The sequence below is a fragment of the Paenibacillus tyrphae genome, from assembly GCF_027925525.1.
GTDB lineage: Bacteria > Bacillota > Bacilli > Paenibacillales > NBRC-103111 > Paenibacillus_G > Paenibacillus_G tyrfis_B.
On the sequence record NZ_BSDJ01000035.1, the window covers coordinates 64,499 to 83,266 of the forward strand.

An 18,768-nucleotide genomic window follows, 5' to 3' on the forward strand; every position below is an offset into this window, starting at 1 on the left:
TTGAAAAGTGCATTGATTGGTTATACTGGGTTTGTCGGTACTACGTTAAGTAATCAAACAACTTTTGATGATTACTATAATTCTAAAAATATAGCAGAAATTCAGAATAAACATTACAAAATGGTTATTTGTGCAGGAGCACCTGCTGTAAAATGGAAAGCAAATCAAGATCCTGTGCAAGATTTAGAAAATATTAATTCGCTAATTTCTCATTTGAAAACCATACAAGCAGATGAGTTTATTTTAATTTCCACTGTTGATGTATACAAATCACCAAATAATGTTGATGAGAATACTATTATTAATCCCGATGATTTAGATCCTTATGGCAAGCACAGATTTTTCTTAGAACAATTTGTTAGAGAGAAGTTCGATAACCATTTTATTATCAGATTGCCGGGGTTGTTTGGAAGAGGACTGAAAAAAAACTTTATTTATGATATGATTCATGATAATTGTTTACATTTGACCCATCATAAGAGCATTTTCCAGTTTTATGATATGTCTCGCTTATGGAGCGATATAACTTTTGTTAAAAAACAAGGTTTCAAGGTAATTAATTTTTCGACAGAGCCTGTTTCAGCAAGTGAGATTGTCGAGAACTGTTTCAATAAAAATTTTAATAATGTAACGGATAAAGCCCCCGTTAATTACAACATGAAAAGTATTTATTCTGAGCATTTTAACCTAGGAGAACTTTACATGACCTCAAAAAAAGAAACATATTTTAGGATTCGTGAATTTATTAGAATGGAGACCACAAGCAAATGAAATTAGCCATCTCCAACATAGCCTGGGATTTGCAAGAAGAAAAAGAAGTATTGGAAGTGCTAAACGAGTTTGGTATAGTTGGACTAGAAGTAGCCCCGACTAAAGTTTGCCCCAATCCAGAACAAGCTTCCGATGAAGTATTAAGTAATTATTTAAATTATTGGAATCAGAAAAATATAAAAATTATAGCAATGCAATCGTTACTATTTAATAAAGGGAATTTATCTATCTTTGGGGAGGCAAACGACTCAACTCTTGCTTATTTAGAATCCGTCATTTATATGGCTAGTAAGCTTTCCGCAAAAGCTCTAGTCTTTGGTTCTCCTAAAAACAGAATCGTAGGAAATAAGAATGAAAAATCAGCTAGAGAAGAAGCTACCGTTTTTTTTCGAAAGCTTGGAGACGCGGCGTACAAAAATGGGGTATATGTATGTATTGAAGCCAATCCTAAAGAATACGGTTGTGACTTTATTACTTCCACGCTTGAAGGTTTACACTTTGTCCAAGATGTTGACCATGCAGCAGTTAAATTACAAATAGATACAGGTACTATGTTCGTGAATGATGAAGATCCTATTAAAACATTACAAACATGCTTACCTTTTGCTGGGCATTTCCACATTAGTGAACCTTTTTTGGAGCAGATAGGAAAAAACAACCATTCAAAGATTGCTAGCTTTCTCAACAAAATAAATTATGATGGTTGGGTCTCTATAGAAATGAAAAATAATTTGAATTCAAATAATGTCGGCTCAATAAGATGCGCGTTGGAGTATGTTAAAAAGACGTATATTTAATTAGAACGGAATGATGAAACATTTATGAGTTATCCAAAAAGTTGGGAAGTCCCTAAACATGAAGTTTTAGAGCTTTGTCCAAAAGCCCACAACTATTGTGTTTGTATTCCTGTAATTAATGAGGGAGATAAAATCAGAAAGCAGCTAGAAAAACTGAAGCCCTATACTTCTACGGTAGATATTATAATTCTGGATGGCGGAAGTACAGATAATTCATTAGATCATAAATTCCTTATAGAGCAAAATGTACGTGCATTGATTACCAAGAAGGATAAGGGAAAACTTAGTGCTCAACTTAGAATGGGTTTTGCATATGCAATGAATGAAGGCTATGAGGGCGTTATTACAATCGATGGCAATAATAAGGATAGTGTGGAATCTATTCCTTCTTTTATTAAGGAACTAAAAGAAGGCTATGATTTTATTCAAGGATCTCGGTATGTTTCAGGTGGGAAAGAAATAAATACCCCTTTATCGAGGAAACTTGCCATTAAATTAATACATGCTCCTTATCTTTCATTATTAGCCGGTTATAGATATACAGATACTACAAATGGGTTTCGTGGACATTCTAGAAGGTTAATACTGGATGAAAGATTGGCAGTTTTCCGTGATATATTTAATACTTACGAGTTGTTAGCTTATTTATCTGTTAAAGCCCCGAGACTAGGCTATAAGACGAAGGAGATTCCGGTTACAAGGGAATACCCGAAAGGTAAGATTCCAACGAAGATCAGTCCATTAAAAGGAAATCTGCTATTGTTGCAGATATTATTAAATTTGTTATTTAATAAATATGATAAAAAAGATAATCTTAAAAACAATCAAAATAAAAACTCAGTAGGAGGAAACACATGAAAGGCATCATACTTGCAGGCGGCACAGGTTCTCGTCTTTACCCATTAACAAAGGTGACAAACAAACACTTACTTCCTGTAGGAAAATACCCTATGATTTTTCACGCTGTCGCTAAGCTTAAAGAAGCTGACATTCAAGATATCCTCGTTGTAACCGGCAAAGATCACATGGGTGACGTCGTAAACCTACTTGGCAGTGGCCGAGAAATGGGTGTAACCTTTACTTACAAAGTCCAAGACGAAGCGGGTGGAATTGCGCAAGCATTAGACTTGGCTGAGCATTTTGTAGGCGATGATCAAATGGTCGTTATCCTTGGCGATAATGTCTTCTCTGATAGCATCGCTCCTTATGTACAAAACTTTAAGAACCAGCAAACAGGTGCCAAAATCCTGCTTCAGGAAGTTCATGATCCTAAAAGATACGGAGTACCTGAACTCGATGGCGATAAAATCGTTTCTATCGAAGAAAAACCGCAGAATCCTAAGAGCAGCTACGCAGTTACCGGAATTTATATGTTTGATAGCTCCGTTTTCGACATCATTAAAACCCTTAAACCTTCCGGTCGCGGTGAGTTGGAAATAACGGATGTAAATAATGCTTATATCGGTCGCGGTCAACTAACCTATGACGTTCTCCAAGGCTGGTGGACGGATGCGGGAACACATGCTTCGCTTGCTAAAGCGAATGAATTGGCCCAAGATTTGTTGTTCGGCGAAGAATTCGGTAAGCTAAAATTGTAGGTGGGTGACTTATGAACATTATTCCAACAAAACTAGAAGGCGTAGTCATTGTAGAACCAGCAGTATTTGGGGACAACCGTGGCTTTTTCATGGAAAGCTACAATGGCGAGAAATTCAAAAAGTTCGGCATTGATCACCAGTTTGTTCAAGATAACCATTCCTTGTCTGTAGAGTCTGGAGTTCTGAGAGGGCTCCATTATCAATTGAATCCCAAAGCTCAGACAAAGTTAGTTCGTGTAGCTGCAGGGGCTATTTACGATGTAGCCGTAGATATTCGGAAAGACTCCCCTACCTTCGGACAATGGGTTGGAGTCATTTTAAGCGCGGCAAATAAAAGGCAGCTGTTGGTTCCGAAAGGTTTTGCTCATGGTTTCTGTACTTTGGTTCCGAATACGGAAGTGTTATATAAAGTAGATGAGCTCTACTCGCCGGAGCATGACCGGGGGATTGCGTGGAACGATCCGGCGCTAGGCATCGATTGGCCGACGGCTAATCCGATTTTATCCGACAAGGACGGCAAGCATCCTGTTCTTAACGATGCGGAGATTAATTTCGAATAACGGAGGCTAATCATGAAAGTATTGGTTACCGGCGGCGCCGGTTTTATTGGCAGCAACTTTGTTATTTACATGCTTAATAAATACCCGGATTACCAAATTATTAATCTGGATGCCCTGACCTATGCGGGGAATCTGGAGAATCTGTCGAGCATACAAAATAACCCGAACTATACGTTTGTTAGAGGCGATATTGCGGATGCCCAGCTTGTGGACGAGTTGTTCCACAAGGGGATTGATATTGTCGTCAATTTCGCCGCGGAATCTCATGTGGACCGCAGTATTCTGGATCCGCAAATCTTTATAAAAACCAACGTCTTGGGCACGCAAGTACTGCTTGATGCTGCCAAGAAATATGGCGTTACCAAGTTCGTTCAAGTATCTACTGATGAAGTGTATGGTTCCCTGGGCGAAACCGGTCTCTTTATGGAATCGACACCACTGTCGCCAAATAGCCCTTATTCTGCGAGCAAAGCCGGCGGTGACTTGATCGTTAGGGCTTATCATGAGACCTTCGGGATGAACGTGAATATTACCCGATGCTCTAACAATTACGGGCCGTATCAATTCCCGGAGAAGTTGATTCCATTAATGATCTCCAATGCTCTTAATGACAAGCAGCTCCCTGTATACGGAGACGGTTTGAATATTAGAGACTGGTTGTATGTTGAGGATCACTGTAGTGCCATTGATTTGGTCATGCATAACGGAGTTAGCGGTGAAGTGTACAACGTAGGCGGCAATAACGAAAGAACGAACATCCAAATTGTAAAAACGATCTTGGAGCAGCTTGGTAAACCGGAGTCTTTAATCACTTACGTTCAAGACCGTCTTGGTCATGATCGCAGATACGGGATCGATGCGACCAAAATTACGAATGAACTCGGATGGAAGCCGAAGTACCATTTTGAATCAGGAATTAAAGAGACTATCTCTTGGTATTTGGACAATAAAGAATGGTGGCAGCGAATCCAATCGGGGGCGTATCAAGAATATTACAACAAGCAGTATGCTTCCAGGCTGGGTGTTTAAGGATGAAAGTACTGGTAACCGGCGCAAACGGTCAATTGGGACAAGATGTTGTCGCTTTGTTTCAAAAGCAGCATCAAGTGACGGGCTTAGGGCGTCATGAACTTGATATTACAAACCTGGAGCAATGCTTGCGACAAGTGGAGCTTGTTCAGCCGGATGTGATCATCCATTGTGCTGCTTATACAGCTGTGGATCAAGCGGAAAGCGACGAGGACCAAGCCTACTTGGTCAATGCAGTGGGTACTCGCAATTTGGCAGTAGCTGCGGAGAAGAGCGGGAGCAAGCTTTGTTATATCAGTACGGACTATGTGTTTGACGGACAAGCGACAGTTCCCTATAAGGAATATGATAATACGAATCCGACCGGGGTTTACGGTAAATCAAAGCGTGCCGGAGAAGCTTTGGTGCAGTCTTTGAGCTCACGTTATTTTATCGTTCGTACCTCCTGGGTTTATGGGCTTCATGGGAACAACTTTGTTAAAACCATGCTGAAGTTGGCAAAAGACCGGGATCGCCTCAAGGTAGTCAGCGATCAGGTTGGTTCGCCTACGTTTACAGAAGATTTGGCTGAGTTTCTATTGGCATTAGTTGCAACAGAGAAATACGGTATTTACCATGCTTCGAATACCGGTGTTTGTTCGTGGTTTGATTTTGCCAAAGCCATATTTGAAGAGACCGGCGTAAACGTTACAGTGGAGCCTTGCACAACGGAAGAATTCCCAAGACCGGCCCCACGGCCTAAATTTTCGGTGATGGATCATTTGTCCATTCGTACGAATGGGTTTGAAGATTTGCGTCCTTGGCGGGAAGCGCTGAAAGACTTCCTGGCTAAATTGGAGCGTTCCTCAATATGAAAAAGGTTAGCGTTCATATCGTTACCTTTAACAGCGAGCCCTATATTCGAGATTGTCTTCAGGCGGTACTGCAACAAAATTACCCGATCGATCGTATTATAGTTATAGATAACGATTCACAAGATGGCACGCTGAATGTGGTGCGCGAGTTTGAATCGGATCGGTTAACTATTGTATCGAATAAGGTGAATGCGGGTTTTGCCGGAGGCCATAATCAAGCGATTCGCATGGCGGCTAGCGACTATTATTTAGTGCTTAATCCGGATGTCACGTTGCATCCGGATTATGTTTATTATCTGGTCCAGCGGATGGAGCGGGATGCCTCGTTAGGAAGTGCCACCGGCAAACTTTTGTTTAAGCATTCACCGAATGAAATCGACAGCACGGGTCTGCGATTTACCAAGTCTAGAAGAGCCTTCGATCGCGGGGCCGGGCAGGACGCTTCCATGTGGGATGAAGAGGGAGATGTAATTGGCGTCTCGGGCGCTGCTGCACTGTATTCCAGCAGAATGGTTCGGGATGTCAGTATCGGCGGTGAGTTTTTCGACGAGGATTTCTTTGCTTACAAGGAAGATGTGGACGTTGCGTGGCGGAGCCGTCTTTTAGGATGGAAGGCCCTGTATTGTCCTGCTGCTGAAGCCTTCCATAACCGCGGTTGGAAAAAAGGAGCAAGGACGAAAATTCCTTTGCGCGTTCGCAGATTTTCTTATATTAATCGTTATAAAATGATTGTCAAGAACGATCATTGGCTGTACATCTTAAAACACCTGTTCCCAATTCTGTTCTATGAGCTTGGAAGCATAGCCTACTTCTTCGTTCGGGAGCCGGGAGTTCTTGGGAGCTGGCGTAATTTTTTTTCTACAATCCAAAGCACTATGCATAAAAGGCGTGTAATCCAAGGAAGACGAAAAGTGAAATTTGAAAATATTTACTGTTATTTTGAATAATGCTACGGATCCGTCATACTTTTGAAAAGTATTTCATGATATAATAGGAATACATGTCTGCTTTATGGAGTAAATTTATGGACTTAAGTATTATTATTCTTAATTACAATACGCGCGAACTCACCTTGAATTGTTTAAAATCGATTTATTTGTCGGAAACCGACTTTACCTATGAAGTTATCCTCGTCGACAATCATTCCGTGGATGACTCCGTGGAGGCTATCCGGGCAAACTTTCCGATGGTTCATTTGGTGTGCAATGATGTAAATCTAGGATATTCCAAAGGGAACAATCAAGGGATGAGCCTGGCTAAAGGGCGGTACGTTCTTTTGCTAAACTCGGACACGGTTGTTCAACCGGACACTTTGCATACGATGATCCAATTCATGGATGAACATGCGAGCATTGGAGCGGCGGGCTGCAAAGTGGTGCTGCCTGACGGATCGCTGGACAAAGCATGCCGTAGGGGCTTTCCAACTCCTTCCGCTTCTTTTTATTATGCTTTTGGATTTTCGAAGTTATTTCCAGATAACCCGAAATATAATCAGTATCAGTTAAGCCATCTGGACGAAGATCAAGACTATCCAGTGGACTGCTTGGTCGGTGCATTTATGATCGTTCGTAAAGAAGCCATCGATCAAGTGGGGATGCTGGATGAAGAGTTTTTTATGTATGGCGAAGATATCGATTGGTGCTATAGAATAAAACAAGGTGGATGGGATATTCATTATTACCCGTGCACTCAGATCATTCATTATAAAGGCGCCAGCAGTCGGCGGAAGCCTTTTAAAATCATCTACGAGTTCCACCGCGCCATGTATTTGTTTCATCAGAAGCATTATCGACAAAAGTACTCTTTTATCGTAAACGGTCTTGTATATGCAGGAATTACAGTGAAGTTATTGTCTTCTTTATTATTAAATCGGTTTGGATCGGTGAGGTGAGAAAATGGTACGGCAAAGTCAGGGGTTTTTATCACAAATTTATGCTTTTACTGACTTTATTTGCGTGCAGCTCATTTTCTTATTTTCATGGTGGCTGAAGTTTAAAAGCGGCTGGATTCCCTTTGATAATCCGCTCCCACTTCATAGCTATGCATTGTGGAGCTTAATATACGGTGGCATAGCGATTTTCTTAAGCTATTCTTTCAACTTTTACACGCCGAAGCGCAGGAAAAAGTTTTCGTATGAGCTATTTACGATCATTCAGGTTTATACGATAAGCTTATTAATTTTGTTAAGCTTCCTGTTTATTTTTAAAGAGCTTGACATTTCCCGCTCCTTCTTACTATTGTTTTTGGTAAATAATATACTCGCTATTAGCTTTTACCGGTATATCCTTAAGACATCTTTGAAGCGTTTGAGACAGAAGGGATATAACAAACAATTCGTATTAATTCTGGGTGCCGGTTCGATTGGGAAAAGGTTTTATCGGAATTTGTTGAAGCATCCCGAGTTAGGTTATGAAGTAGTGGGTTTCCTGGATGATTTTCATGATTGTCATGAAGTCGGTTTTGAAAACTACAAGCCTATTCTTGGTCGGGTCGATGAACTTGAGGCCATTCTGGAAAAAACATTGATTGATGAAGTGATCATTGCTTTGCCATTGGATGCTCATCATAAGTTTGGAAAAATTATCAATACTTGTGAAAAGGCCGGAGTCAAAACGTTAATCATTCCCGATTATTTTGATTATCTTCCGTCCAAACCGTATTTCGATAATTTCGCAGGCATTCCGTTAATTAATGTCAGGGATATTCCGTTGGATGAATTCAGAAATCGCTTCTTCAAAAGAGCCTTTGATATTGCTTTTTCATTAGCTGCAATCCTTATTACGCTGCCATTATTAATTCTTATTGCTATCGGCGTGAAAATCACCTCACCGGGTCCGATTATTTTTAAGCAAGAACGTGTCGGTTTAAACAGACGTAATTTTATGATGTATAAATTCCGCTCGATGCGAGTACAAACGGAACAATCTTCCGATACGCAATGGACGACGGAGAATGACCCGCGCAAAACGAAGTTCGGTACGTTCTTACGGAAAACGAGCTTAGATGAGCTGCCGCAGTTTTTCAACGTATTGTTCGGACATATGAGTGTCGTAGGGCCCCGGCCGGAACGACCGTATTTCGTTGAACAATTTAAGGAAGAAATCCCAAAGTATATGGTAAAGCACCACATTCGCCCCGGGATTACCGGTTGGGCTCAGTCCAATGGGCTGCGCGGCGATACATCTATAGAGGATCGGATCAAGTACGATATTTTCTATATTGAGAACTGGAGCTTTTTGTTCGATATCAAAATTATTTGGAAGACGATTATCAATGGTTTTGTTAATAAAAATGCATATTAATTAATGACTGACCAATAGCCATGCAACGAAGGCGTATGGCCCCTGTTCGTCGAAGTAGTGATGTACTATTTCTTTGATGTACAGGGGGTTCTTTATGCAAAAGATGTGTAAAAGTTGCGATAAACTTAGGGTAATTATAGAGACGAAATAAAAACGGATAGAGCTTTTACCGGACTGTCTACGATTAGGGTCGGCGTATGCAGACAAAATGGAAAATAAAAAGAAATCTCGCGGCAAAAGTGAGCCGCGAGATTTCTTTTTATTTGCAGGGGTTAAAAGGAAATTGCAATTAATTTGGGAAGATGTATCCTTCAATACCTTCCAGAGTGTACCCGTTGCTACCTGATCTCAGTTCGTTGAAGTCGGTAGTGTAGTAATGATCTGTACCATTGTAATATCTGAAAAGTGGAGTAGTGCCGTTATGCGGTTGTGCAAAGATATATCCTTCAGTTCCTTCGAGGGAGTAGTCACTATATCTGCTGCCTAAATATGAGACAGTATAGAAGTGATCTGTGCCATTATAATATCTGTAAAATGGTGTAGTGCCTGGTTGTTGTTCCCGGAAAACGTAACCTTGAATGCCTTGATAAGTATAACCGTACTTTCCGTTTCCGAGTGGCTCAAAAGACGTAATGTAAAAATGATCTATGCCATTGAAGTATTTGTAAAGTCCTACAGTTCCCGCGGGAGCTGCTTTGGCTGAGTTTACAATGAAAGTACCAGAAAGCAATGTGAACAGAATTATAAGCGGAATTGTAAATTTTTTAAGCACCATTAGGTCCCTCCACATGTTTTTAGTCCAAGCAATAAACTTATTGCTAACTGGCCAGTTAACGCTTTAATTATTTCATAAAAAAGGAAATTATACAATATATTAAATTATAAATAAAAATTTATAGAATAATATTAAAAATAACCATTTTATACGAAGATTAAATATGGAGAAATCTAACGGTTTACCATATGCTACTCCAAGCGATCGAAATGGCAAAGTGTACAATGAATTTTTATTTCCTCGCCAAACCTTGTCTGCATAATTGGCCAAGTCCCCACATAGACATGGTATCAATCTGGATTGATTATGTGGTGGAGGGGATGAGACGATGCGGCGGTTCACGTGGGTGGTGGCCCTTGTGATGGTTTGTTTAAGCCTGGTAGTATCCGGGTGCGGCAAAAAGGATGCAGGATCGGTAGTAAAGGAATTGGACGGTGTGATGAGCAAGCTGCAGAGCTATCACGGCAAAGGGCAGATGACGCTGCGTACAGGGCAGGATCCTCAAGAATACGACGTAGAGGTTAGCTTCCAGGCCCCTTCGTTTTACCGGATCTCGCTGACGAATGCGAAAAAGGATATTACGCAAATTGTGCTGCGCAACGATGACGGGGTATTCGTACTGACGCCGCATTTGAACAAAAGCTTCCGCTTCCAAAGCGATTGGCCGGAGAATCAAGGCCAAGTTTACTTATACCAATCGCTCGTCCAAAGCATTCTGATGGACAATGAACGGCATTTTACGTCGGACGAGAAGGCGTATGTATTCGATGTAGTGGCGAATTACCAGAACGGATCCTTGGCGCGGCAGAAGGTGTGGCTGGACAAGAGAAACTATGCTCCGCAGCATGTGGAAGTGTCGGATGCCAACTCCAATGTGATGGTCATTGTAAAATTCGATCAATTTGAGTTCGGTACGAAGTTTGAGAAGGATCAGTTCGACATGCAGCGCAATATGACGGGCTGGAACCTGAAGACACTGCCCACGATGATGCAAGAGGATTCGAAAGGCGCTGAGAAATCGGGAGCTACAGATTCCAAGGCCGGCACGGGGGCGGCTAGCGGCAAAGGAACGGCGGCTGGTAACGGTACAGGGACAGGAACAAACGGAACCGCTACGGGACAAGGGTCGGGATCTGATGCAAAAGGCGACGCAGCAGGCACGAACAAAGGCAATGCTGCAGGCACAGGCACAGCTACAGGGGACAGCAAAGGTGCTGCCGTACCCGGAACCAGCAGCGATAACACGAAGACGAGCAGTGCCAACGGCAGCCAAGGCACGGCGGCAGACGACAAGGGCACTGCGGCCAACGGGGCGCAAGCGGCAGCTGCAGGCGCCAAAAAAGACACCTCCAAGCAGCAATCGTTCGGCATCATCGAACCGCGTTACATGCCGAGCGGCGTGAAGAAACAAGACGTGACGGAGCTTAAGCTGGGCGAAGATCAAGCGGTCATGCTCCGTTATTCCGGAAAATACAACTATACGTTGATGGAGTCCCGTCCGCAGGTACAGACGGTGTCGGTCCTGCCGGGGGATATTTTGGATCTGGGCTTTACGCTCGGCGTTGTAACCGGGGATGCGAAGAAAACATTGACCTGGACCTACGACGGCATCGAATTCCGCTTATCTACAGGGGACTTGCCGGAGACGGAGATGATTAAGGTGGCGCAAGCGGTGCAGGGGGAAATCGGTAAATAGTTGAAACCGGCAATCCAGCGATTGTGATTCGGTTCCTTAATACACGCACTGAACCGCTAATAATCAAAAACTGACGGACACGATTTTACTATTTTGTTCGTTGACAGGGCCCTGCGGTACGCATTACCATAATCATATGAATTTTTAAGCGGGAAGCTTCTTTACAGGTGCAAGTTGTGGCCTTGTAAGCGGCTTCCCTTGATTTTATGAGACCGAAGAAGGTGGATCAGGTGGATTCGTTTTACCGGCCGACCCGGGTGGAGATTTCATTGGATGCGCTGCGCCATAATTTAGGCGAGTTTCGGCGGGTGCTTCCGGAGCATGTAAGCATGATGGCAGTCGTCAAGGCGGATGCCTATGGACACGGAGCGGTGGAGGTATGCCGGGAGGCGCTTCAATGCGGCGTGGAATATATTGCGGTTGCTTTTTTGGATGAGGGTTTGGAGCTTCGGCAAGCAGGTATTACAGCCCCGATCCTCGTATTGGGCTACACGCCTCCGGAAGGGCTGGAAACCGCTTGGGCTAACGGGATTACTCTCAATATATATACTCATGAGCTGCTGGACGCGTGGGAGCGATTAGGGGCAAAGGAGCGCCTGTTAAATATTCATATTAAAATCGACTCCGGAATGAACCGGCTCGGGTTAACGGATGCGGAAGAGGCGATCGCGCTGATCGAACGGGCGATGCAGACACCGGGGATTCGGGTGGAAGGGTTATTTACCCACTACGCTTGCGCAGACGAAACCGACAAGCGCTATACGCTTGAGCAGTACGGTCGATTCGAGCGGGTCGTTGATCATTTTACGCAAAAAGGTATTCAATTTCCTTACATTCACGCCGGGAACAGCGCTGCGGGGATCGATACGCCCAATTTATCCTTTAACATGGTACGACTCGGGATCGCGATGTACGGATTGTATCCGTCCGAAGAGGTGAATAAGCAGCAGGTTGATTTGCAGCCGGTAATGAGCATCAAATCCAGCGTTGTCATGATGAAGCAAGTGCCTGAGGGTTCAGGGATCAGCTATGGCATCGTGTACCGGACGCAGGGTGAAGAGACGATTGCGACGCTGCCGATTGGGTACGCGGACGGCTTTTCCCGGATGCTGACCGGCAAGGCGCAAGTATTGATTCGGGGGCGGCGGGTCCCCGTAGTAGGAAGAATTTGTATGGATCAATGCATGCTGAATGTATCTGAAATGCCTGATATCCAAATGGGCGAAGAAGTGGTTATCCTCGGAAGTCAGGGCGAAGACCGGATTACGGCGGAAGAGCACGCCGCTTGGCTCGGAACGATCAATTACGAGGTCGTCTGCATGATTTCACATCGGGTGCCTCGTGTGTATATGAAGGAGGGCTGCGCTGCACGGTCAGTGAATCCGCTGCTGCGGCACGTATGGGAGCCGGAGGCATAACAAAGGCTCCGCCGCCTCTACAAACTCTTCGCGGAAAGCCATACTTTTTGTCCAAAAAAAGAACTGGCTGCATTTGCCATTGAATTTTTTCTCCTAACATGAGAGGATTTTCTTGGTTTGCCGCGAATAAGTATAGAGGCAAAATGCTGCGGAGCGCGTCAAGGTATAACATATATGCTATACCTTCGGCATATATTGATTTTGTATATTTTATCTGGATGTTTGCCATAATGGAAATAGGTTCTTGTATGTTTTTGGGGGTGCATGTATAGGTGGCGGGTGCGCATAACACGAAGCGAATCATGATCAGCTTGCCGGATTATTTGCTGCAGGAAGTCGATCATCTGGTGGAAAAGGAAAATTCCAACCGCAGCGAGTTTATCCGTCAGGCGATGAAGCTTTACTTGTTGGAGCGTAAGAAACGGCATTTGCGCGAATCGATGCAGCGCGGCTATATGGAAATGGCTAAGATCAACCTGAACATGGCCTCGGAAGCGTTTCAGGCGGAGGAAGAAGCGGACAACACGCTGGACCGCCTGGTAAGCGGGGTGTGACACTTGATTGTCAAACGTGGCGATGTTTTTTTCGCGGATCTTTCACCGGTCGTCGGTTCGGAGCAGGGCGGCATTCGGCCCGTACTGATCATTCAGAATGATATCGGCAATCGCTTCAGTCCTACGGTGATCGTAGCGGCGATTACGGCGCAGATTCAAAAAGCCAAGCTGCCGACGCATGTGGAGATTGACGCGGAAGCGCACGGTTTTGACAGGGATTCGGTCATCCTGCTGGAGCAGATTCGGACCATCGATAAGCAGCGCCTGACGGACAAAATCACGCACTTGGATGAGGAAACCATGCGCAAGGTCGATGAAGCTTTGCAAATAAGCGTAGGTCTGATTGAGTTTTAACATGCTGACGAGGCGGGGGCGCGGGTACCCTCGCTTTTTTATGTCTGGGAGGAGAATAGTCGGATGGCAAAAGAGCAAACGGGACTGACAGAGGAAGTTCGAGCGGTTGTGGAACTGACGGAAGAGATGAAAGCGGCGATTCAGGAACGCATTCTGAAGCAGATCGCGTCCGAGCTGCAAATCGCGGCGGGTCGGGTGAAGACGACGGTCGGCCTGCTGGATGAGGGGAATACGATTCCTTTTATCGCCCGGTACCGGAAGGAAATGACCGGGGAGCTCGACGAAAATCAGCTGCGGGACATTGAAGAGCGGCTGGCGTATCTGCGCAATCTGGAGGACCGGAAGCTGGAGGTCGTCCGGCTGATCGACGAGCAGGGCAAGCTGACGGCCGAGCTGCGTACGGCGATCGAGCAAGCGGTTAAGTTGCAGGAAGTCGAGGACTTGTACCGCCCGTACCGGCAGAAGCGCAAGACGCGCGCCAGCGTGGCGAAGGAGAAGGGGCTCGAGCCTCTGGCGCTCTGGATTCAGACGCAGCCCAAGCAGGGCGATCTGCTTGCCGAAGCAGGCAAGTATGTCAGCGAGGAGAAAGGCGTCCAGACGGCCGAGGAAGCCGTACAAGGCGCGATGGATATCATTGCAGAGCAAATCGCCGACGATGCGAAAATCCGGGCGTGGGTGCGCCGTCACACGTTTGAGCAGGGCATCCTGCGGACCGAAGCCAAGGACGCCGAGCAGGAATCCGTCTATGAGATGTATTACAGCTACCAAGAGCCGGTCCGCAAGCTGCCGCCGCACCGGATTCTGGCGATCAACCGCGGAGAACGGGAAGAAGTGCTAAAGGTAGCGCTGGACGTTCCGGTCGAGCGGATTCACGAGTATATCGCGAAGCAAGTAATCAAAGGGCCTTCCATCGTGCGCGACACGTTGACGGCTGTGATTGAAGATGCGTACAAGCGTCTGATCGCCTCGTCCATTGAGCGGGAAGTGCGCAATGAAATGACGGAGAAGGCCGAGGAAAAAGCGATCGAGGTATTCGCCGAAAATCTGCGCAATCTGCTGCTTCAGCCGCCGGTCAAGGGCAAAGTGGTGCTTGGCGTCGATCCCGCGTACCGGACAGGCTGCAAGCTGGCCGTCGTCGACGATACGGGCAAAATGCTGGAGATCGCCGTCACGTACCCGACGCCGCCGAACAATAAAGTAGCGGAAGCGAAAGCGACGTTCAAGCGTCTGATCGACGCTTACCGTGTCGAATTGATCGTCATCGGCAACGGGACGGCGTCCCGTGAGACGGAGCAGTTCGTAGCCGAGTTGATCGGCGAGATCAAGGCAAGGAAGCTTCAGTATTTGATCGTCAACGAAGCGGGGGCGAGCGTCTATTCGGCTTCCAAGCTGGCACAGACGGAATTTCCGGACCTGGACGTGGCGGAGCGTAGTGCCATCTCGATCGCGCGGCGGCTGCAGGACCCGCTGGCAGAGCTGGTCAAAATCGAGCCGAAAGCGATCGGCGTCGGCCAATACCAGCATGACGTCACGCAAAAAAGACTCGAAGAGAGCCTGAAGTTCGTCGTCGAGTCGGCGGTAAACCATGTGGGCGTGGACGTGAACACGGCGTCGCCGTCGCTGCTATCGTATGTATCGGGCGTTAACAATACGCTGGCCAAAAATATCGTAAAATACCGCGACGACAACGGGAAATTTACGAGCAGGGCGCAGCTGCAAAAGGTTCCTCGGCTCGGAGCGAAGGCGTTCGAGCAGTGCGTTGGCTTTTTGCGGATCGCGGAAGGCAGCAATCCGCTGGATAATACGCCGATCCATCCGGAGTCATACGAGGTGGTCGACAAGCTGTTCCGCGAGCTGAAGCTGGAGCTGTCGCAGCTTGGCAGTGCCGAGCTGAAAGCGATGCTGCAAAGCCTGGAACCGGAAGAGCTTGCTCCGAAGCTTGGCGTCGGGGTGCCGACGCTGCGCGATATTCTCGATTCGCTGCAGCGGCCGGGACGGGACCCGCGGGAGGAGCTGCCAGCGCCGATTTTCCGCACGGACGTGCTGCAGATTGAAGATTTGAAGCCGGGCATGGAGCTGCAGGGAACGGTACGCAACGTGATCGATTTTGGCGCTTTTGTCGATATCGGCATCAAAAACGACGGGCTCGTTCATATTTCGCAGTTAAGCAATTCCTACGTGAAGCATCCGATGGACGTCGTGTCCGTAGGGGATGTCGTGACGGTATGGGTGCTCAACGTCGACCTGAAAAAGGGCCGCGTCGGGCTGACGATGAAAAAGCCTTCTTAAGCATAAAATAGAGCATAAGCCGGAGAAAAAGGATGTAGCGGAAGCCGCGTCCTTCGCTCTGGCGTATGCTCTATTTGTTTTTGAGCGTGAGTTCATCTTTTATTGAAGCTGGGATGTCGTGGGGTCCGTCTCGCTTTTGCGGGTGCGGTAAAAAAACCAGCAATCGTTCAGCAAACGGATTTGCCGGCGGTTTTTGTTGTAAAATGCTCGCATCAGCTGGTTGCAAAGCCATTGTGGCAACACCATCAGTCCCTTCCCATCTAGCTGCTGTACACTATACAGCATATGGGCGGGAGCCGCTGCGGGTGCAGGTCCTTTTTTAGGCGAAATCCTCTTCCTCTTCGTACCACTGCTCAAGCTGTGCCTGAAGCGCGCGAATCTCGGTCAAGAGGGAGACGAGCGGATACTCTTTTTCCTGTTCTTGAATTGCGCTGAACGTCTGTTCCAGGCGGTTGATGTAGTCCAGGCCGTGCTGGAGCGTATAGCCCGGATGCACAAGCTCAAGTCCGTCGAATTCTGCGATGAACACCGGCAGTTTGGGAGCATTGGGTGCCGTCAGCTTGTCCAGCTCCTTATGCAGCCGTTGATTAAGCGCAGCTAGTTGGTACATATGGGTAGCCGGCATTTCCACGAATTCGATCTGGTCCTCCAGCTTAAGCAGGGCGCATTTCTTTTTGAACATCGGGTTAAACTCCTCTCTATGGGTCAAAGGGACGATTTGTCCGAAGCAATTCCAGATTCCTACTTGACAGTTTAGCCTAACCTGCGGTTACAATTCAAGAGAGAAAACAAAGAGAAACCAGAGAGTAAGGGTGGGAAAACGATGGATGACCGACAGCTGCAGCTGTGGGTAGAGCAAATATCGCTGTCGTCGTTTGGGTGTCCTTTTTTGCATCGGGCGAGGTTCAACCGGAGATTAAAGTCGACGGGAGGGCGCTATTTCACCCGGACGCATGATATCGAGATCAGCTGGCTGCAGTATGAACAGTTCGGAGCCGCCGACGTGGAGAAAATTATTAAGCATGAATTGTGCCATTACCACCTGCATTTGCTGGGCGGAGGGTATCGGCACCGGGATGACGATTTCAAGCGTTTGCTGGACAAGGTCGGAGGGACACGCTATTGCCGGTCGCTTCCGCAGGAGCTGAAGCGTACCGAGCCTTACCGGTACAAGCTCGTTTGTACAAGCTGCAGTGCGGAGTATATGCGTAAACGCAAGACTGATCCGAAGAAATACGTCTGCGGTTTCTGCAAAGGCAAATTAAAGCTGCTTGCCCTTGACTTACAGCCGCATTCATGATAAATTAAAAATTGTCATTCCCTGATAGCTCAGTTGGTAGAGCACTCGACTGTTAATCGAGTTGTCACAGGTTCGAGTCCTGTTCGGGGAGCCATTTTTCTTGGAGAGATACCCAAGTGGCTCAAGGGGACCCTCTGCTAAGGGGTTAGACTGCGTAAGTGGTGCGAGGGTTCGAATCCCTCTCTCTCCGTAGATCATAAACGAAACCGCCGAAAGGCGGTTTTTTATTTTCTACAGAGAGGTGAATAGGGGTTCGAACTCGAGCAGAGGGGCGTCGGAGCGGCAGCTATGCGCCGCGAAGTCTCCCCGGGCTAAATCCATCTTTTCCACTTAAAAATAGCCCACAAGGAAATCGTAACAACGATCATGACGATCCAAACGTATGCGTACCCGAAGTTCCAGCTGAGCTCAGGGATATTCTTGAAATTCATACCGTACAAACCGACGATAAAGGTCAGCGGGAGAAAAATCGAGCTGATGATTGTCAGTGTCTTCATGATCTCGTTCATACGGTCGGATTTAATGCTCATTTGCAGCTCAAGCAGGCCGGTGAGCGATTCCCGAAATACGTCCAAGGAATCGACAACGCGGGAAATATGATCGTAGATGTCGATAAAATAGACATCCGCTTCCTGGCGAATATACGGGAAGCTCTGATGCGTTATCGTACCCAACATCGTTTTCTCTTCGGCGATAATGCGGCGGAGACGATGCATTTTTCGTTTCGATTTAAATATTTCTCGGGATACGTGGACGTAAGGATTACGATAAATCATTTGCTCCAAGCGGTCGACGCGGTCCTCGATTTGATTGATGATGTCGGTATAGTCGTCGACGCAGCGGTCCAATAGTAAATATAAGATGCGCCCGCAATGCTCCATGCTGCCTTCGACCTGCAAGAAATGCTTTTGGAGCTCGTCGAAAAAAGGAAGAGGCTCTTTACAAATGGTAATGACAAAATTTCTACCGACCACGATAGCGATTTCGGCCGTAGTAAGCTGCTTGTCCACCACGGCAAAGAACGTGATGAAGACATGGTCTTTGTACCGGTCCATTTTGGGACGCTGATTCAGTTTGATGCAATCCTCGACCACAAGCGGGTGGCAGTGAAACTGATGTTTAAGTACGTGTTCCACTTGCTTTGCTTCGGGGGCTGTCATATGGAGCCAGACGTTCTCATTGTCGCCCGGAACTCGGGCTTCCTGTTCCGTAACCTGACCGGTAGCATGGTTGAATACCAGCATCGAATACACCTCTGTAGGGGAATGGGGTCCTTTTGCAGTTGATTGTAACATAGGGAAGGATTACCTCCAAAAAGGCGAAAATTTTTTTTCACAAAAGGCTTGTCAAGCTCATCCCATTCCGCTATAATAACACTTGTCGCTCAAAAAGGTAGCGATGATATACAGCATGGCCCGTTGGTCAAGGGGTTAAGACACCTCCCTTTCACGGAGGTAACAGGGGTTCGAAT

The 18,768-nt window shown here is 46.3% G+C and carries 20 protein-coding genes and 2 tRNA genes; 18 read left to right on the forward strand and 4 right to left on the reverse strand.

Annotated features, from left to right (window positions below):
- From QMG93_RS29560 to QMG93_RS29605, 10 genes are all read left to right on the forward strand, one after another.
- Entirely contained in the window at nt 1-771 is a 771-nt protein-coding gene (locus tag QMG93_RS29560; protein ID WP_281942937.1) for a sugar nucleotide-binding protein, read from the forward strand.
- Nucleotides 768-1,568 carry a sugar phosphate isomerase/epimerase family protein gene (locus QMG93_RS29565; protein WP_281942939.1) on the forward strand — a complete coding sequence of 267 codons (801 nt, stop codon included), beginning with the start codon at nt 768-770 and terminating at the stop codon, nt 1,566-1,568. The genes QMG93_RS29560 and QMG93_RS29565 overlap by 4 nt, the downstream gene beginning before the upstream one ends.
- A 24-nt stretch (nt 1,569-1,592) precedes the next feature.
- On the forward strand, nt 1,593-2,426 hold the full coding sequence (locus QMG93_RS29570; RefSeq protein WP_281942941.1) for a glycosyltransferase family 2 protein: 834 nt from the start codon (nt 1,593-1,595) through the stop codon (nt 2,424-2,426).
- Nucleotides 2,423-3,166, forward strand: a complete 744-nt coding sequence (locus QMG93_RS29575) for a sugar phosphate nucleotidyltransferase (RefSeq protein WP_281942943.1) — start codon at nt 2,423-2,425, stop codon at nt 3,164-3,166. The genes QMG93_RS29570 and QMG93_RS29575 overlap by 4 nt, the downstream gene beginning before the upstream one ends.
- Before the next feature lie 11 nt (nt 3,167-3,177).
- Nucleotides 3,178-3,726 carry a dTDP-4-dehydrorhamnose 3,5-epimerase gene (gene rfbC / locus QMG93_RS29580; RefSeq protein WP_281942945.1) on the forward strand — a complete coding sequence of 183 codons (549 nt, stop codon included), beginning with the start codon at nt 3,178-3,180 and terminating at the stop codon, nt 3,724-3,726.
- Between the two features lie 12 nt (nt 3,727-3,738).
- Entirely contained in the window at nt 3,739-4,755 is a 1,017-nt protein-coding gene (gene rfbB / locus QMG93_RS29585; RefSeq protein WP_281942947.1) for a dTDP-glucose 4,6-dehydratase, read from the forward strand.
- A 2-nt stretch (nt 4,756-4,757) separates the two neighbouring features.
- A complete protein-coding gene (gene rfbD / locus QMG93_RS29590) occupies nt 4,758-5,609 on the forward strand; it encodes a dTDP-4-dehydrorhamnose reductase (RefSeq protein WP_281942949.1) in 852 nt (283 codons plus the stop codon).
- Nucleotides 5,606-6,556, forward strand: coding sequence for a glycosyltransferase family 2 protein (locus QMG93_RS29595; RefSeq protein ID WP_281942951.1), 951 nt, complete (start codon nt 5,606-5,608; stop codon nt 6,554-6,556). The genes rfbD and QMG93_RS29595 overlap by 4 nt, the downstream gene beginning before the upstream one ends.
- Nucleotides 6,557-6,633: 77 nt before the next feature.
- Nucleotides 6,634-7,500, forward strand: a complete 867-nt coding sequence (locus QMG93_RS29600; RefSeq protein ID WP_281942953.1) for a glycosyltransferase family 2 protein — start codon at nt 6,634-6,636, stop codon at nt 7,498-7,500.
- 4 nt (nt 7,501-7,504) lie between these two features.
- Nucleotides 7,505-8,911 carry an undecaprenyl-phosphate glucose phosphotransferase gene (locus QMG93_RS29605; protein WP_281942955.1) on the forward strand — a complete coding sequence of 469 codons (1,407 nt, stop codon included), beginning with the start codon at nt 7,505-7,507 and terminating at the stop codon, nt 8,909-8,911.
- Nucleotides 8,912-9,200: 289 nt separating this feature from the next.
- Here the strand turns inward: QMG93_RS29605 and QMG93_RS29610 are convergent, their stop codons facing one another.
- Nucleotides 9,201-9,686, reverse strand: coding sequence for a hypothetical protein (locus QMG93_RS29610; RefSeq protein ID WP_281942956.1), 486 nt, complete (start codon nt 9,684-9,686; stop codon nt 9,201-9,203).
- A gap of 328 nt (nt 9,687-10,014) precedes the next feature.
- Here QMG93_RS29610 and QMG93_RS29615 point away from each other — a divergent pair, with 328 nt between their 5' ends.
- From QMG93_RS29615 to QMG93_RS29635, 5 genes are all read left to right on the forward strand, one after another.
- Nucleotides 10,015-11,382: an outer membrane lipoprotein-sorting protein gene (locus QMG93_RS29615; RefSeq protein ID WP_281942957.1), complete on the forward strand. Its 1,368-nt coding sequence runs from the start codon at nt 10,015-10,017 to the stop codon at nt 11,380-11,382.
- Nucleotides 11,383-11,612: 230 nt separating this feature from the next.
- Complete coding sequence (gene alr, locus QMG93_RS29620; RefSeq protein WP_281942971.1) at nt 11,613-12,800, forward strand: alanine racemase; 1,188 nt, start codon at nt 11,613-11,615, stop codon at nt 12,798-12,800.
- A 272-nt stretch (nt 12,801-13,072) separates the two neighbouring features.
- Nucleotides 13,073-13,354, forward strand: coding sequence for a CopG family ribbon-helix-helix protein (locus QMG93_RS29625; protein ID WP_010494551.1), 282 nt, complete (start codon nt 13,073-13,075; stop codon nt 13,352-13,354).
- 3 nt (nt 13,355-13,357) lie between these two features.
- Complete coding sequence (locus QMG93_RS29630) at nt 13,358-13,708, forward strand: type II toxin-antitoxin system PemK/MazF family toxin (protein WP_010494553.1); 351 nt, start codon at nt 13,358-13,360, stop codon at nt 13,706-13,708.
- A gap of 63 nt (nt 13,709-13,771) precedes the next feature.
- Complete coding sequence (locus QMG93_RS29635; RefSeq protein ID WP_281942961.1) at nt 13,772-15,997, forward strand: Tex family protein; 2,226 nt, start codon at nt 13,772-13,774, stop codon at nt 15,995-15,997.
- A gap of 99 nt (nt 15,998-16,096) precedes the next feature.
- On the opposite strand, the gene cmpA is transcribed toward QMG93_RS29635, so the two are convergent.
- Together cmpA and QMG93_RS29645 are read right to left on the reverse strand one after the other, a co-directional pair.
- Nucleotides 16,097-16,243 carry a cortex morphogenetic protein CmpA gene (gene cmpA / locus QMG93_RS29640; protein ID WP_010494556.1) on the reverse strand — a complete coding sequence of 49 codons (147 nt, stop codon included), beginning with the start codon at nt 16,241-16,243 and terminating at the stop codon, nt 16,097-16,099.
- A 73-nt stretch (nt 16,244-16,316) separates the two neighbouring features.
- Nucleotides 16,317-16,679, reverse strand: a complete 363-nt coding sequence (locus tag QMG93_RS29645; protein ID WP_010494558.1) for a hypothetical protein — start codon at nt 16,677-16,679, stop codon at nt 16,317-16,319.
- 141 nt (nt 16,680-16,820) lie between these two features.
- Between QMG93_RS29645 and QMG93_RS29650 the strand changes: the two genes are divergently transcribed.
- From QMG93_RS29650 to QMG93_RS29660, 3 genes are all read left to right on the forward strand, one after another.
- Nucleotides 16,821-17,297: a SprT family protein gene (locus tag QMG93_RS29650; RefSeq protein WP_108530871.1), complete on the forward strand. Its 477-nt coding sequence runs from the start codon at nt 16,821-16,823 to the stop codon at nt 17,295-17,297.
- 18 nt (nt 17,298-17,315) lie between these two features.
- Nucleotides 17,316-17,391 (forward strand) — tRNA-Asn (locus tag QMG93_RS29655).
- 8 nt (nt 17,392-17,399) lie between these two features.
- Nucleotides 17,400-17,487 (forward strand) — tRNA-Ser (locus tag QMG93_RS29660).
- 121 nt (nt 17,488-17,608) lie between these two features.
- On the opposite strand, the gene corA is transcribed toward QMG93_RS29660, so the two are convergent.
- Nucleotides 17,609-18,541, reverse strand: coding sequence for a magnesium/cobalt transporter CorA (corA, locus tag QMG93_RS29665; protein WP_281942965.1), 933 nt, complete (start codon nt 18,539-18,541; stop codon nt 17,609-17,611).
- Nucleotides 18,542-18,768 lie beyond the last annotated feature (227 nt).

Bases quoted from the DNA above. Each gene is read 5' to 3' on its own strand.
- rfbD (WP_281942949.1), top strand. From the start codon at position 4,758: ATGAAAGTACTGGTAACCGGCGCAAACGGTCAATTGGGACAAGATGTT.
- QMG93_RS29605 (WP_281942955.1), top strand. From the start codon at position 7,505: ATGGTACGGCAAAGTCAGGGGTTTTTATCACAAATTTATGCTTTTACT.
- QMG93_RS29575 (WP_281942943.1), top strand. From the start codon at position 2,423: ATGAAAGGCATCATACTTGCAGGCGGCACAGGTTCTCGTCTTTACCCA.
- QMG93_RS29615 (WP_281942957.1), top strand. From the start codon at position 10,015: ATGCGGCGGTTCACGTGGGTGGTGGCCCTTGTGATGGTTTGTTTAAGC.
- corA (WP_281942965.1), bottom strand. From the start codon at position 18,541: ATGCTGGTATTCAACCATGCTACCGGTCAGGTTACGGAACAGGAAGCC.
- QMG93_RS29570 (WP_281942941.1), top strand. From the start codon at position 1,593: ATGAGTTATCCAAAAAGTTGGGAAGTCCCTAAACATGAAGTTTTAGAG.
- cmpA (WP_010494556.1), bottom strand. From the start codon at position 16,243: ATGGTGTTGCCACAATGGCTTTGCAACCAGCTGATGCGAGCATTTTAC.
- QMG93_RS29565 (WP_281942939.1), top strand. From the start codon at position 768: ATGAAATTAGCCATCTCCAACATAGCCTGGGATTTGCAAGAAGAAAAA.
- QMG93_RS29610 (WP_281942956.1), bottom strand. From the start codon at position 9,686: ATGGTGCTTAAAAAATTTACAATTCCGCTTATAATTCTGTTCACATTG.
- QMG93_RS29645 (WP_010494558.1), bottom strand. From the start codon at position 16,679: ATGTTCAAAAAGAAATGCGCCCTGCTTAAGCTGGAGGACCAGATCGAA.
- QMG93_RS29595 (WP_281942951.1), top strand. From the start codon at position 5,606: ATGAAAAAGGTTAGCGTTCATATCGTTACCTTTAACAGCGAGCCCTAT.
- QMG93_RS29650 (WP_108530871.1), top strand. From the start codon at position 16,821: ATGGATGACCGACAGCTGCAGCTGTGGGTAGAGCAAATATCGCTGTCG.
- rfbB (WP_281942947.1), top strand. From the start codon at position 3,739: ATGAAAGTATTGGTTACCGGCGGCGCCGGTTTTATTGGCAGCAACTTT.
- rfbC (WP_281942945.1), top strand. From the start codon at position 3,178: ATGAACATTATTCCAACAAAACTAGAAGGCGTAGTCATTGTAGAACCA.
- QMG93_RS29635 (WP_281942961.1), top strand. From the start codon at position 13,772: ATGGCAAAAGAGCAAACGGGACTGACAGAGGAAGTTCGAGCGGTTGTG.
- QMG93_RS29600 (WP_281942953.1), top strand. From the start codon at position 6,634: ATGGACTTAAGTATTATTATTCTTAATTACAATACGCGCGAACTCACC.